The following is a 15,176-nucleotide window of genomic DNA, read 5'->3' on the forward strand; positions in this document are numbered from 1 at the left end:
CGGACCGGAGTGGCGATCGTCCACTCCGGTTTCTTATGACTTGAAAGGAGAATCTGATGAAACGTTATTACGGATTAGCACTTTTCCTCATCTTGCTCGACCAAGTAACGAAATGGATTGTCGTCCAGACGATGACGATCGGGCAGTCAATCGAGCTCATCCCAGAATTGCTCTACTTGACGTCTTACCGCAATAAAGGCGCGGCCTGGGGCATGCTCGAAGGGCAGATGGTGTTCTTCTTCATCGTCACCGCGGTCGTCGTCGTCGGATTGATTTATTTCTTGCATAAAGAAGTGAACGGGTTCGATCTGCTCGGTTATAGCGTCGGGTTATTGCTCGCCGGTGCGATCGGGAACTTCATCGACCGTCTGTTTCGTGGTGAAGTCGTCGATTTCGTCGACACGTATCCGTTCGGCTACAACTTCCCAATCTTTAACGTCGCCGATATGGCGCTCACGTTCGGGGTCATCTTCATGATCATCGGCGTCTTGTTCGAAGAAAAATTAAACAAAGAAAGGGGACAATCGTAATGGAAACTTACACATTTGTCGCCGAAGAAAAGGCACGTATCGACAAATGGATGAGCGAACAAAGTGACTGGTCACGTTCGCAAATCCAAGACTGGATCAAGGCGGGGGACCTCCTCGTCAACGGCCAGGTCGTCAAGCCGAACTATAAACTGCAAGAAGGTGACGAAATCGTCGTGACGGTCCCGGAGGCCGTTGAACTCGAAGTGTTGCCAGAGAATATCAAGCTCGACGTCGTTTATGAGGACGAGGATGTCATCGTCGTCAACAAGGCACGCGGCATGGTCGTCCATCCGGCGGCCGGTCATACGTCAGGCACGCTCGTCAACGCACTCCTCTATCACTGTGACGATTTGTCAGGTATTAACGGTGTCAAACGACCAGGCATCGTCCACCGCATCGATAAAGACACGACCGGTCTCCTCATGGTCGCGAAAAACGATGTGGCCCACGAATCGCTTGCGAGCCAGTTGAAGGATCGTAAAATCAAGCGTGAATATATCGCTCTCGTCCACGGCGAAGTTGCCCATGAGCTCGGGACGATCGAGGCGCCAATCGGGCGTGACACGAACGACCGTCAGCGGATGACAGTGACGGACAAGAACGCGAAAGAAGCGATCACGCACTTCCGTCTGCTCGAGCGGTATAAAGACTTCACACTCGTCGAGTGTAAGCTCGAGACGGGACGGACGCACCAAATCCGTGTTCATATGCGTTATATCGGCCATCCGCTCGCTGGTGACCCGAAATATGGTCCGCGCCGCACGATTCAATTGAACGGACAAGCGCTCCATGCGGCGACGCTCGGTTTCTTCCATCCACGAACGGACGAATGGCTCGAATTCGAGGCGCCGCTCCCGGCCGACTTCGAAGCGGAACTTGCAAAATTGGACAAAATCGAGAAAACGCGTTGACTTTCAACCGATTCCGATTTATAGTCTAGGAAGCATAACACCTTTAAACCCAGTCCAGAGAGGCTGTGAAAGGATTGTGGCCGCGGCCACGACACGTCGATTATTTGAGGCAGAGGTCTGCCCTCACATATGAAGACTTCCTTTTCCAGCCGGATGAGGAAGTCTTCTTTTTTGTATAATTTGAGAGAGGGGGGGAACGTTTGAAACGTTCTACCATATTGGATGAAGCGGCCATCCGCCGTGCACTTACCCGAATCGCTCACGAGATCATCGAGCGCAACAAAGGAACGGACAACGTCGTGCTCGTCGGGATTAAAACCCGAGGCGAGACGCTCGCCGACCGACTCGCCCGCCGCATCGAAGAAATCGAAGGCAAACCGATCGCGCTCGGTAACTTAGACATCACGCTGTACCGGGATGACCTGTCTAAGAAGTCACTCGACCCGGAAGTAAAAGCGACTGAACTGCCACACGACATCAACGGCAAGACGGTCGTCTTGATTGATGATGTCCTCTACACGGGCCGGACGGTGCGAGCCGCCATGGACGCACTCGTCGACCACGGTCGCCCGGATTACATCCAGCTCGCTGTCTTGATCGACCGGGGACACCGCGAGCTACCGATTCGCCCAGACTTCGTCGGCAAGAACGTCCCGACCTCGAAGTCAGAACAAGTCGTCGTCCGACTCAGTGAAGTCGACACGACCGACGAAGTGTTTATCAAACAGCAATAATCCAAAACCTTTAAGGTGGTCCAGAGAGGCCAGGAAGGAGAACCACATATGAAACCCATCCTCAACATCCACGAGCGTCCCGCTCACTTACCGCAATGGCTGCTCTTCAGCCTGCAGCACGTCTTCGCCATGTTCGGAGCGACGATTTTAGTCCCGATTTTGACGGGCCTAAGCACGTCCGTCGCCCTCGTTGCTTCCGGTGTGGCCACGCTCTCATTCCTAGCGATTACCCGCTTCAAAGTCCCGACCTATCTCGGGTCAAGTTTCGCCTACATCGCCCCGATCATCGCCGTCAGCCAGCAATGGGGTGTCGAAGCCGCCTTGTTCGGTGGCATCATCGCCGGATCGGTTTACGGTGTCGTCTCGCTCATCATCTATAAGACAGGTGTGAACTGGTTGCTGCGCCTCTTGCCGCCAGTCGTCGTCGGTCCGGTCATCATGGTCATCGGCTTATCGCTCGCGCCGGTCGCCATTGACATGTCGATGAACAAAGACGGTGCCTACAATGGAACGTTCATCACCGTCGCGCTTCTCACGCTCGGCATCACGATGTTCGCTATGACGACGCTCAAAGGAGTATGGGGCGCCGTACCGATCTTGTTCGGTATCATCGGTGGTTACATCATCGCTGCCCTGTTCGGCATCATCGACTACTCGGCGCTCGGTCAAGCGAGCTTGTTCCAACTGCCTGACTTCACGATGGTGTTCGTCGACTACATGCCGATGTGGCAAGTCGGAGCACTGCTCGCCATCGTCCCGGTCGCGCTCGTCACGATGACGGAACATATCGGCGACCAAATGGTCACGTCAAAAATCATCGGACGCGAAACGATGAAAGATCCAGGTCTCCATCGGACACTCCTCGGCGACGGGGTCGGGAAAGCGGTCGCCTCGGCGCTCGGTGGTCCACCATGTACGACTTACGGTGAGAACAACGGGGTCATGGCCATCACGAAAGTGTACAGTGTCTACGTCATCGCCGGAGCAGCGCTCATGGCTATCAGCTTTGGTTTCCTTGGTCACGTCGAAGCGTTCATCTCGACGATCCCGAACCCGGTCAAAGGCGGCATCTCGATCCTCTTGTTCGGAGTCATCGCTTCGAACGGTCTGCGGACGATGGTCGAAAGCAACGTCGACCTCGCTGAGAAACGCAATCTCATCATCGCCTCAGTCATCCTCGTCATCGGACTTGGTGGGGCCATGGTCCAACTTGGAAGCTTCCCGGTTCAAGGGATGGCACTCGCCACAGTCGTCGGGATCCTCTTGAACGCCTTCTTGCCAAAAGAAGAAGCGGTCGACGAAGCTGCTGCCGAAACAACTGAAGATACACGACAAGCAAGTAACTTTTAATTCGATCCCGTGAGGTCGGCAAAGTGAAGGCTCGTTTATTTGGGTGTAGTCTACCCAAATGAAGGCGTCCCTTCACGTAGGTGAAGAGACGCCTTTTCTCTTTGCCTTCACACAAAAGGAGGAGACGAACATGAACTTAATCAAACAACAACCGAAGCATTTTGTCAGTCTGGATACGCTCTCGCTCGACGAAATCATGGGATTGATCGAGGAGTCGCTACGCTACAAACAAGGGGACATGCCACCCTTGTTCGACGGCAAGACGGTCGCGAACTTGTTCTTTGAAAACTCGACGCGAACGAAAAATTCGTTTCAAATGGCCGAACGGCACTTGAAAGTACAAGAGATTCCGTTCGACGTGGCGACGTCATCGGTGACGAAAGGCGAGACGCTGTACGACACGTGCAAGACGCTCGAGGCAATCGGGGTCGATGCCCTCGTCATCCGCCATCCGGAGTCGGGTTATTACCATGAACTCGTTGAAAAGTTGAACATCCCGGTGTTGAACGGCGGTGACGGGAGCGGGGAGCACCCCTCGCAGTCACTGTTAGACCTCGTCACGATCTTTGAAGAGTTCAAGACGTTCGAAGGGTTGAACATCGCCATCTGCGGCGACCTCGTCCATAGCCGCGTCGCACGTTCGAACGCAAGCGTATTGAAACGCCTGGGAGCGAACGTCGTCGGCTGCAGCCCCGCCTCTTGGTGGGACGAGTCGATGGGGCTCGAGCATCGGGACCTCGACGATGTGTTAGCGGACTGTGACGTCGTCATGCTGCTCCGCGTCCAGCACGAACGCCACATCATGGGCGACATCTTCTCGAAGGAAGATTATCATGCGCGCTACGGGTTGACCCCCGAACGCGTCGACCGAATGAAAGGACGAGCGATCATCATGCATCCGGCACCGGTCAACCGTGACGTCGAGATCGCCGGCAGTTTGATTGAACATCCGAAGTCGAGGATTTTTCCACAGATGACGAACGGCGTTTACGCCCGGATGGCCATTTTAAATCGAGCATTAGGGGGACAATTATGATACTTCAACACGCAACTTGGTATGACGGGAACACGAAACGGACGACGAATCTATTGATCGAGGACGGCGAAATCCGCTCAATCGACTATGACGGCACGACCGAAGGACATGAAGTGATCGATGCGACAGGGAAGCTCCTCATTCCGGGGCTCGTCGATGTCCACGTTCATTTGCGCGAGCCGGGCGGGGAGAAGAAAGAGACGATCAAAACGGGGACCGAGGCGGCTGCGGCCGGCGGGTTCACCACAATCTGCGCCATGCCGAACACACGTCCCGTACCGGACGACCGGGCGACGATGGACCAGCTCCTGGCTAAAATCGAGCAAGACGCAAGCGTACGCGTCCTTCCATACGCCGCCATCACGAAACGACAGCTCGGCACCGAACAAGTCGACATGGCTTCGCTCGCAGATGCGTTCGCGTTCACCGACGACGGAGTTGGCGTCCAATCGGCGGCGATGATGCGTGAGGCGATGCGGGAAGCGAAACGTCTCGATAAGGCGGTCGTCGCCCACTGCGAGGACAATACGCTCAAGGCCGGTTCGGTCCATGAAGGCCGGTTCAGTGAAGAACACGGCATCCAAGGCATCCCGAGCCTCGCCGAAAGCATCCATATCGCCCGTGACGTCTTGATCGCCGAAGAGACGGGCTGTCACTATCACGTCTGCCACGTCTCGTCACGACAGTCGGTACGTGTCATCCGCGACGCCAAACGAGCCGGCATCCGGGTGACGGCCGAAGTGACACCGCATCACCTCGTCCTCTGTGAAGACGATATCCCGGGCCTCGACCCGAACTTTAAAATGAATCCGCCGCTCCGGAGCCGTGACGACCGTGAGGCGCTCCTTGAAGGCTTGTTCGACGGGACGATCGATATGATCGCGACGGACCACGCCCCGCACACGGCCGAAGAAAAAGCGGCCGGCATGGAACGGGCCCCGTTCGGCATCACCGGATTCGAGACAGCGTTCCCGCTCTTGTACACGACGTTCGTCAAGACGGGTCAGATGGAAGAAGCGGCGCTCATCGACTGGATGACGAAACGTCCGAGCGACGTGTTCGGGTTACCGTACGGTGTGATTGAAGTCGGACGGGCGGCAGACTTTGCCCTCATCGATACGGAGACGGAGCAAGTGGTCGATCCGACGACATTCCGCTCGAAAGGAAAAAACACACCGTTCGCGGGGATGAAACTGGTAGGCTGGCCGGTGATGACGATCGCGGCTGGAAAAATCGTATATAAGGGGAGATTCGATGAAACGAACATTATGGCTTGAGGACGGCACTTCATTTGTAGGAACAGCATTCGGCGCAGACGTCGAGACGATCGGGGAAGTCGTCTTTCAGACCGGGATGACCGGGTATCAGGAGATGTTGTCGGACCCATCGTACTGCGACCAGCTCATCGTGCTGACGAACCCGTTGATCGGCAACTACGGCGTCAACCGGGAAGATTTTGAGACGACCGTACCGATGGCGAAAGGACTCATCGTGAAAGAAGTGTGCGATTTGCCTTCGAACTTCCGCTCGACCGCAACGCTCAGTGATACGCTTCTCCGCTTCAATATCCCAGGTCTAGCAGGGGTCGACACGCGGATGTTGACGCGTCATCTCCGCTCACGTGGCGTTATGCGCGGCGTCATGGTCGATGGGGAATCGACGTGGGCATCGGTCCAGGATCGCTTTGACGTCCTTCTTCCGACCGATCAAGTCGAGCGCGTCTCGACAAAGCGGGCGTATGTCAGCACGGGCCGCGGGCCGCGTATCGCCCTCATCGACTTCGGTGCGAAACTCGGCATCATGCGTGAACTCGTGAAGCGCGACTGTGAAGTCGTCGTCTTGCCGCACGACGTGACGGCCGACGAAGTGATGCGCTATGAACCGGACGGCGTCATGCTGTCGAACGGACCGGGGGACCCGAAAGACGTCCCGACGGCGTTGCCGCTCATCGAGCGCCTCATGCCGGTGTTGCCGATTTTCGGAATTTGTCTCGGCCATCAGTTGATCGCACTCGCGAGCGGGGCCAATACGTTCAAACTCCCGTTCGGCCATCGCGGCGCCAACCATCCGGTGCTCGAACTTGAGACCGGCGCGGTGACAATCACATCCCAAAACCATGGCTACGCGGTCGATGAGGCATCACTCGCGACGACCGGACTCATCGTCACGCATCGCGCCGTCAACGATGGCACGGTCGAAGGGGTGAAGCACTTGCATCATCCGACGTTCTCGGTCCAATACCATCCGGAAGCGGCACCGGGTCCATATGACGCCAACGACTTATTTGACCGCTTCATGCAGATCGTCCAAGAAAACAAACAGAAAGTAGGAATGTGACATGCCAAAACGACCAGATATTCAGAAAATCCTTGTAATCGGATCCGGCCCGATCGTCATCGGACAGGCGGCAGAATTTGACTATGCTGGTACCCAGGCGTGTCTTGCCTTGAAAGAAGAAGGATACGAGGTCATCCTCGTCAACTCGAACCCGGCCACGATCATGACCGACCCGACGACGGCGGACCGCGTCTACATCGAACCGCTCGAACCGGAGTTCGTCGAGCGGATCATCCGTCAAGAACGTCCGGACGCGCTCCTCGCCACACTCGGCGGCCAGACCGGCCTGAACTTGGCGATGGAACTCGATCGCCGCGGCGTGCTTGAAGATTGCGGCGTCGAATTGCTCGGGACGAAATTATCGGCCATCGAACAGGCTGAGGACCGGGAACAGTTCCGCGACCTCATGTATAAACTCGGGCACGGGGTCCCGGAAAGCGAGATCGTGCAGTCACTCGAGTCGGCTTGGGGCTTTGCGGACCGGATCGGCTACCCGATCATCATCCGTCCGGCGTACACACTCGGAGGAACCGGTGGCGGGATCGCCCATGACCGGAATGAATTTGAGCAGTTCGTCGAATCGGGACTGAAAGCGAGCCCGGTGACACAAGTGTTGCTCGAAAAATCGATCGCTGGCATGAAAGAAGTCGAGTATGAAGTGATGCGCGATTCGAGCGACCAGGCAATCATCGTATGTGCGATGGAAAACTTTGATCCGGTCGGGGTCCATACGGGCGACTCGATCGTCTTCGCACCGACACAAACACTGTCTGACCGCGACTATCAGATGCTTCGCAGCGTCTCACTCGACATCATCCGCGCCCTCGGCATCGAAGGCGGATGCAACATCCAATTCGCCCTCGACCCGGACAGCTTCACGTATTACGTCATCGAGGTCAATCCGCGTGTCTCGCGCAGTTCGGCGCTCGCCTCGAAAGCGACGGGGTACCCGATCGCCAAGCTGGCTGCGAAAGTGGCGGTCGGATACAAGTTGTCAGAGCTGAAGAACCCGGTGACGGAGACGAGTTACGCCTCGTTCGAACCGGCTCTCGACTATGTCGTCGCTAAAATCCCGCGCTTCGCCTTCGATAAGTTCGAGACGGCTGATCGTCGCCTCGGCACGCAGATGAAAGCGACCGGGGAAGTGATGGCGATTGGCCGTAATTTGGAAGAAGCACTCTTGAAGGCCGTCCGTTCGCTCGAACTCGGGACAGAAGACTTGGCCGTGCCACGCCTCGCGCAACTAAGCACCGCGGAGCTCGACCGCGAACTGACTACACCGACGGATGAGCGGCTGTGGATGCTCTATGAGGCGCTCCGCCGCGGCTACTCGACAGAACAGTTGCATGAGCTGACAAAAATCGATCGTTTCTTCTTATCGAAACTCGCTCGGATTTGGCAACAAGAAGAGACGCTTCAGCATGAGCCGCTTTCGAAAGAACGCCTCATCGAGACGAAACGTCTCGGCTTCAGCGATAAGATGATCGCCCGAATCACGAATGAGACTGTGGAGACGGTGACATCGCTTCGGAACGACTGGGGCATCCGCCCGGTGTATAAGATGGTCGACACGTGTGCGGCCGAGTTCGCTTCGGAGACACCATACTTTTACGGGACGTACGAAGTCGAGAACGAGGCCGTGAAGACGGACAAACCATCGATTCTCGTCCTCGGTTCGGGACCGATCCGGATCGGGCAAGGTGTCGAATTCGACTACGCGACCGTCCACTCGATTCAGACGATCCGTGACGCAGGCTACGAAGCGATCATCATCAACAATAACCCGGAGACGGTGTCGACCGACTTCTCGATCTCGGACCGGCTCTACTTCGAACCGCTCACGACCGAAGACGTGCTCGAGGTCATCCGCAACGAACAGCCGCTCGGCGTCATCGTCCAGTTCGGCGGCCAGACGGCGATCAACTTGGCGGCCTCGCTCGAAGCGGAAGGGGTCCAAATTTTAGGGACGTCGCTGGAAGATATCGACCGCGCCGAAGACCGGAAAGCGTTCGAAGCGACGCTCTCGGCCGAACGACTCGCCCAACCGCCGGGCAAGACGGCGGTCACGGTCGAAGAGGCCGTCGCTTGCGCCGATATGCTCGGTTATCCGGTACTCGTCCGTCCGTCATATGTGCTCGGAGGCCGGGCAATGGAAATCGTCTATGAGCGCTCGGAGCTCGAACGGTATATGCGCCACGCCGTCGTCGCCTCGAAAGACCGTCCCGTCCTCATCGACCGCTACTTGACGGGCATCGAGATTGAAGTCGATGCCATCTGTGACGGGACCGACGTCTATATCCCGGGCATCATGGAACATATCGAACGGGCCGGGGTCCACTCGGGTGACTCGATCGCCGTGTATCCGCCGCAACGATTGAGTGAGGCATTGAAAGAAAAAGTCGTCGATTACACGATCAAACTCGCCAAGGCGTTCCGAATCAAAGGGTTGCTCAATATCCAGTTCGTCTACGCGGACGACTTATACGTCATCGAGGTCAACCCGCGGGCGAGCCGGACCGTCCCATTCATCTCGAAAGTGACGGGCCTGCCGATCGCGCGCATCGCCACGCAGACGATTCTCGGGACGAGTCTGAAAGATTTAGGGTTAGGGACCGGCCTGCATCCAGAAGCGGACGCGATTTCGGTCAAAGTGCCAGTGTTCAGTTTCGCGAAATTAAAAGAAGTCGATCCGTCGCTCGGGCCGGAAATGAAATCGACCGGTGAAGTCATGGCGACAGACCGTACGCTCGAAAAAGCACTGTATAAAGGGCTCGTCGCCGCCGGCATGACGATCGCCTTGAAAGGGAACGTCCTATTGACGGTCGCCGACCAAGACAAGGAAGAGGCGCTCGACATCGCCCGCCGTTTCAATCGACTCGGATTCCGCCTGATGGCCACGTCCGGTACGGCGCAGGCGCTCTCAGCAGACGGCCTACCGGTCCATCCGGTCGGGAAAATCAATGAGTCTGGTGAGACGATGCTGAGCGTCATCGAACGAGGAGAAGTCGACATCGTCTTGAACACGACGACGCGTGACGCCCTCGCGACGAAAGACGGGTTCATCATCCGTCGGGCCGCGGCCGAGCAAGGCGTGCTCTGCCTGACGTCGCTCGATACGGTCAAGGCGCTGCTCCAAGTCATCGAAAGCCTGTCGTTCCAAACAACGAGTTTGCCGGCGTTCACGACATTCGGGGTGACCGTATGAGACAACTCGCGACCATTTTATCGAACCGATTGATCGCGACAGCGACGATGGAGATGAAAGTCGAAATCGCACCGCAAGAAGTCGCGCCGGGCACGTTCTTCCACGTGAAGACGTCAGAGCTGTTGCGCCGGCCGCTCTCGGTCGCGAACGTCGAAGGCAACGTCGTCACGTTCCTGTATAAAGTGATCGGCAGCGGGACGGCAGATTTGGCCGCTCGTCGGACGGGAGACGTCTTGGACGTCCTCGGACCGCTCGGCAACGGTTTCCCGCTCGAGCAAACAGGCAAGCGTGTCGTCCTCGTCGGTGGGGGCATCGGGGTGCCGCCGCTCTACTACACGCGGCGTCTGCTCGCCGCACGCGGGATTGAGACGGTGGCGATTCTCGGGTTTGATACGAAAACGAGCATTTTTTATGAAGACGCGTTCCGTGAACTGGGGGAGACGATCATCACGACGGTCGACGGAACGTATGGGGAAATGGGATTTGTGACCGGCCCGCTCGCGCGGGTCGAGGCCGATGTGTTGTTCAGCTGTGGACCGGAACCGATGTTGAAGGCAGTCGCCGCGTCACATATCGAAGAGCGATATATCTCGATCGAGAATCGGATGGGGTGTGGCATTGGAGCTTGTTTCGCTTGCGTGTGCGAAGCGCCAGGCGGTTACGTCAAAGTGTGCAGTGACGGACCGGTATTTCGTGCGGAAGAGGTGACGCTATGAGATTACACGTCGACTTGCCAGGCTTACAGTTGAAAAACCCGATCATGCCGGCGTCAGGCTGTTTCGGATTCGGTGAAGAGTTCGCCAAACTCTATGACTTATCGATATTAGGCGGTATTATGATTAAGGCGGCGACAGGCGAGTCGCGATTCGGCAACGGCACGCCCCGTGTCGCTGAGACGGCGCAAGGGATGCTGAACGCCATCGGCCTTCAAAACCCAGGTGTCGACGCCATCATCGAAAACAAGCTTCCGTTCCTGTCGGGATTTGATACCGAGATCATCGCCAACGTGGCCGGATCGACGCCAGAAGAGTATATTCACGTCGCCCGCCAGATGAGTGCCGACCCGACCATTAAAGCGCTCGAGCTGAACATTTCATGTCCGAACGTGAAGTGCGGCGGGATGCAGTTCGGGACCGATCCCGAGATGGCGGCCGAATTGACCCGGCTTGTCAAAGCGGCGTCAACGAAACCGGTTTACGTCAAACTGTCACCGAACGTCACATCGATCACGGCGATGGCCAAGGCGGTCGAAGCGGCCGGTGCCGACGGGATCACGATGATCAACACGCTCGTCGGGATGCGCATCGACGTCACGACCGGGCAACCGATTCTCGCCAATCGAATCGGGGGCTTGTCCGGCCCTGCCGTCAAACCGGTCGCCATTCGGATGGTGTATGAAGTCGCTCAGGCCGTCGATATCCCGATTATCGGGATGGGCGGCGTGCGGACGGTGGACGACGTATTAGAGTTTATCTACGCAGGTGCCTCAGCGGTCGCGGTCGGAACGGCCAATTTTGAGAACCCGTACGTCTGTCAAGAAATCATCGAAGCGTTGCCGGGACGACTTGACGAACTTGGCATCGATCACATTTTAGACATCAGGGGGAAAGCTTATGAACAGACTGTATCTCGCGCTTGATGTCGAGACGGGCGCCGACGCGTTCCGTCTATTGGAACGAATTAATCAGAAACCAGCCGTTAAAGTCGGGATGGAGCTGTTCTATCGGGAAGGAGGGCGTTTTGTCGAGCAACTCGTCGACAATGGATACCCCGTCTTTTTAGACATCAAAGTCCACGACATCCCGGAGACGGCACGGCGGACGCTCCGTCAAATCGGCCGCCTCGGCGTCGAATTGACGAACGTCCATACACTCGGCGGCGAAACGATGATGCGCTACGCCTTGGACGGCTTACGTGATGTGACCGATACGACGAAATTGATTGGGGTCACCCAGTTGACGTCGACCGATGAACGGATGCTTTCTGAAGAATTAAACATCAAAGGCGGTCTGGAGCAGGCTGTCCTTCGCCAGGCAACCATGGCCGGTCGGGCCGGACTCGACGGGGTCGTCGCGTCCGTGCATGAGGCCCGCGCGATTCACCAAGCACTCGGCTCTTCATTTTTGACCGTGACGCCGGGTATCCGAATGAACGAGACAGTAGACGATCAAGTCCGGACCGCCACACCAAAAGCGGCGCGTGAGGCCGGCGTGTCGGCCATCGTCGTCGGCCGGCCGATCACCCGGGCCGAAGACCCGAACGCCGCATATGAATACTACTTACAGGAATGGAGTCGAACTTATGAGACAAATCGCTGAAGCTTTATTACAGATCGAGGCCGTGACCCTTTCTCCCGAGAACCCGTATACATGGTCGAGCGGGATGAAGAGTCCGATTTATTGTGACAACCGTTTGACGCTCAGCTATCCTGACGTCCGCAATCTCATCATCGATGCGCTCGTCGAAGCGATCCGTCCGCTCAACGCCGATGTCATCGCCGGGACAGCGACAGCGGGAATTCCTCATGCGACGCTTGTCGCCGACCGGCTCGGCTTGCCGCTCGTCTACGTCCGTTCGAGTGCGAAAGGACATGGGAAAGGGAATCAAATCGAAGGTCGGTTCGAGCCTGGCGCTCGTGTCGTCGTGATTGAAGATTTGTTGTCGACCGGATCATCGAGCATCGAGGCCGCCAAAGCGATCCAGAAAGCCGGCGGGGAAGTGATCAAGATTCAAGCGATCTTTTCCTACAGTCTGAGCCGTCTTCACATCAATTTGTTGGACTCCGGCTTCACAGCGCACGCGCTGATTACACTGTTGGATGTGCTCGACGTCGCCGTCAAGAAGCGCATCATCAGTAAAGAAGAGGCTGCTACTTTACGTGACTGGCGGAATGATCCGACAGGTTGGAGCGCTCGTGTCACATCGTAATCTACCTTTCTAAGAATCCACCTCCGGGCGGATTCTTTTTCAATTGGTAACATGGCATACTGAACGTGTTAGAATAGGGAAAGCAGTTAATAAAGGAGATGTGTATGGCGTATTCTAGAATGAAGGGAAAGTCCTTGAAAGCTCGCTTTCAAGCGATCCCGAAACATCGTAAAATCGCGTTCGGACTCGTCCTCACCGTCTTGCCCCTCATTTTTTTCTTGAATTTATTCATATTCAGCCATGTGTTGGCACTCGGGGACACGTACGAGGACCGATACCAGATGAAGAGGCTTCGGCTCGAGACGGCGCATGGCAACGTCGAATTTGTTCGGAGCACGAATGAGAAGGTTCAGATTGACGTGTTGCAGACGAACTCGAAAGAGCGTCGCATCAAAGTCAAGTCGGTCGGCGACACAATCTCGGTCGTCGAGCGGTATGGCCAACTGAGTCAATTCGGCAGCCGGGCGAGCGATGAGCCGTCCCGCTATAAAATTCGCGTCGCCTTGCCGAGCTCGATGACGTCAATCGATGTCGAGGCCGAGCAAGTGACGGGACAAGGATTGATTGCCAAGACGATTGTCTTGGAGGCGAACGCAGTCAATGTAAAGAAACTCGAAAGTGATCGACTTCGTGTCGAGACGCGGAGTGATGCGACACTAGAGACCGTCCGGGTCGTCACGGGAAATATCCGCTCCTATCGGAATGCGGCCGTGGGTGACATCGTCGTCAATCAAAGCTTGACGGTTCAGACCGAGGCTGGGACGCTCGCCTACGAGCCGCGCAATGCGACCGGACAAGTGAACGTCACCACGTCCGGCAACGTGACAGCATCCGAGCGGTTCAAGGAAATCGGGGGCGGCGTGTATCATCTGTCGAACTCGAACCGACCGAATATCGAACTCATTTCCGAGACAGGAAAGGTCGAACTTAAATGATCAACAAACGTTACATCCCTAAAGTCGGACTCCGGACATTAAAGACGGGGATTGCCGTCGCCATCACGATCGCCTTGTCGTGGTACGTGTTTGGCATCTATTCAGGCATGGGGGCCATCGCGGCCGTCGTCGCGATGCAACCGACCGTGAAACGGTCATCAAATATCGTCTTCAGTCGAATCTTCGGGACGATTGTCGGGCTCATGTGCGGTCTCTTGATCGTCTACGCGTTCGGAGTCAACCCGATCTCGATCGGGCTCGCCGTCATCGTGGCGCTCACGCTCAACACGACGTTCGATAAGACACACATGTCGACGTACGCGGCGTTCGCAATCGTGCTCATGCTCGAGAACCCGACGACCGACTTCTTCCATTATGCGTGGACCCGTTCGCTTTTGACGGCCGTCGGTGTTTTCGTCTCGCTCGGAGTGAACTATGCGTTCCTGCCGCCTCGTTATGAAGATCGGTTGCTCAGTGAGATTCGAAAGACATCGGCCTACATGTTCCACCATTGGCGCGAACTTGTCGGATCCCCATCAGAATTGCTCGAGACGCGGGCCCGCATCCTCGGGCATCAGGAGCTGCACATGATGCTCCAAGAAGACATGAAAGTGACGAACGTGACATTGAAGCATTTGACGATCAAACAGTATCGTCTATTGATTCACCTTGAGGATAAGCTCGTCTTGCTGCTCGAGAGTCTCGCCGAACACCGCGAGGCACTATTATTGATGGGTGAGGAAGAACGCCGGGCGTTCGAATCCGAGTTTTTATATCTCCTTGCGCATCATCACGACATCCTCTACACGTGTGACAAACCGTATTCGCTGTTCACGTTGCCGCACGAGGATCTATCCGTTTCTGAAATTTTACATGGGCACTTGCTCGACTATCATGAACAGCTCGAAGCGTTCAAACATAATCCGAAATGAAGCAAGGCCCCGTTTTAGCGACGGGGCCTTGCTTTATGATTGATTGAGAGCTCGTCCTTTAGGCGCCTTCGCTTTCCACAGGCAATCCCGGAGCCGCATCGCGACTAGCGTCGCTGCTGGGTCTCCGTCGGATTGCTATCCTGTAGGAGTCTCCGGCGCCACGGACAAGCAATCTTTCATCTTTACGTATTAGAGGAAAACCAAAAAGAAGCAGGACCAACCGATGCCCGGGCCGGCACCCGAACTCCTAGGGGAGAGCGATGCAAGGATGACCCCGT

14 protein-coding genes are annotated in these 15,176 nt (G+C 56.4%); all 14 read left to right on the forward strand.

Translation table 11 applies throughout. From position 1 onward, the window contains the following. The first annotated feature begins 56 nt into the window (after positions 1-56). The gene (lspA, locus tag KNP86_RS02160) at positions 57-530 is read left to right on the forward strand and encodes a signal peptidase II (RefSeq protein WP_034777092.1); all 474 of its coding nucleotides are present in this window, start codon (positions 57-59) and stop codon (positions 528-530) included. After that, positions 530-1,441, forward strand: coding sequence for an RluA family pseudouridine synthase (locus KNP86_RS02165; RefSeq protein ID WP_034777094.1), 912 nt, complete (start codon positions 530-532; stop codon positions 1,439-1,441). Before lspA ends, KNP86_RS02165 begins: the two co-directional genes overlap by 1 nt. Positions 1,442-1,641: 200 nt before the next feature. Further along, entirely contained in the window at positions 1,642-2,175 is a 534-nt protein-coding gene (pyrR, locus tag KNP86_RS02170) for a bifunctional pyr operon transcriptional regulator/uracil phosphoribosyltransferase PyrR (protein WP_034777096.1), read from the forward strand. Positions 2,176-2,223: 48 nt separating this feature from the next. Then, on the forward strand, positions 2,224-3,525 hold the full coding sequence (locus KNP86_RS02175) for a uracil-xanthine permease family protein (protein WP_214752666.1): 1,302 nt from the start codon (positions 2,224-2,226) through the stop codon (positions 3,523-3,525). 130 nt (positions 3,526-3,655) lie between these two features. Then, on the forward strand, positions 3,656-4,561 hold the full coding sequence (locus tag KNP86_RS02180; RefSeq protein ID WP_214710570.1) for an aspartate carbamoyltransferase catalytic subunit: 906 nt from the start codon (positions 3,656-3,658) through the stop codon (positions 4,559-4,561). Next, positions 4,558-5,838: a dihydroorotase gene (locus KNP86_RS02185; protein ID WP_034777102.1), complete on the forward strand. Its 1,281-nt coding sequence runs from the start codon at positions 4,558-4,560 to the stop codon at positions 5,836-5,838. Before KNP86_RS02180 ends, KNP86_RS02185 begins: the two co-directional genes overlap by 4 nt. Further along, the gene (locus KNP86_RS02190; RefSeq protein WP_214752668.1) at positions 5,816-6,898 is read left to right on the forward strand and encodes a carbamoyl phosphate synthase small subunit; all 1,083 of its coding nucleotides are present in this window, start codon (positions 5,816-5,818) and stop codon (positions 6,896-6,898) included. Before KNP86_RS02185 ends, KNP86_RS02190 begins: the two co-directional genes overlap by 23 nt. A gap of 1 nt (position 6,899) precedes the next feature. After that, a complete protein-coding gene (gene carB, locus KNP86_RS02195) occupies positions 6,900-10,103 on the forward strand; it encodes a carbamoyl-phosphate synthase large subunit (RefSeq protein WP_214752670.1) in 3,204 nt (1,067 codons plus the stop codon). Beyond that, positions 10,100-10,819 (forward strand): dihydroorotate dehydrogenase electron transfer subunit, encoded by a 720-nt coding sequence (locus KNP86_RS02200; RefSeq protein ID WP_034777108.1) that lies wholly within the window; start codon positions 10,100-10,102, stop codon positions 10,817-10,819. Before carB ends, KNP86_RS02200 begins: the two co-directional genes overlap by 4 nt. Continuing rightward, positions 10,816-11,742 (forward strand): dihydroorotate dehydrogenase, encoded by a 927-nt coding sequence (locus tag KNP86_RS02205; RefSeq protein WP_214752672.1) that lies wholly within the window; start codon positions 10,816-10,818, stop codon positions 11,740-11,742. Before KNP86_RS02200 ends, KNP86_RS02205 begins: the two co-directional genes overlap by 4 nt. Further along, on the forward strand, positions 11,717-12,421 hold the full coding sequence (gene pyrF / locus KNP86_RS02210; RefSeq protein WP_214752674.1) for an orotidine-5'-phosphate decarboxylase: 705 nt from the start codon (positions 11,717-11,719) through the stop codon (positions 12,419-12,421). Before KNP86_RS02205 ends, pyrF begins: the two co-directional genes overlap by 26 nt. Then, entirely contained in the window at positions 12,405-13,031 is a 627-nt protein-coding gene (gene pyrE / locus KNP86_RS02215) for an orotate phosphoribosyltransferase (protein ID WP_034777114.1), read from the forward strand. Before pyrF ends, pyrE begins: the two co-directional genes overlap by 17 nt. A gap of 134 nt (positions 13,032-13,165) precedes the next feature. Next, positions 13,166-13,966, forward strand: coding sequence for a hypothetical protein (locus KNP86_RS02220; protein WP_251128221.1), 801 nt, complete (start codon positions 13,166-13,168; stop codon positions 13,964-13,966). Further along, entirely contained in the window at positions 13,963-14,898 is a 936-nt protein-coding gene (locus KNP86_RS02225) for an FUSC family protein (protein WP_034777117.1), read from the forward strand. Before KNP86_RS02220 ends, KNP86_RS02225 begins: the two co-directional genes overlap by 4 nt. The last annotated feature ends 278 nt before the right edge of the window (positions 14,899-15,176 follow it).

The organism is Exiguobacterium sp. s16 (assembly GCF_018618115.1).
GTDB classification, from domain to species: Bacteria; Bacillota; Bacilli; order Exiguobacteriales; family Exiguobacteriaceae; genus Exiguobacterium; species Exiguobacterium mexicanum_A.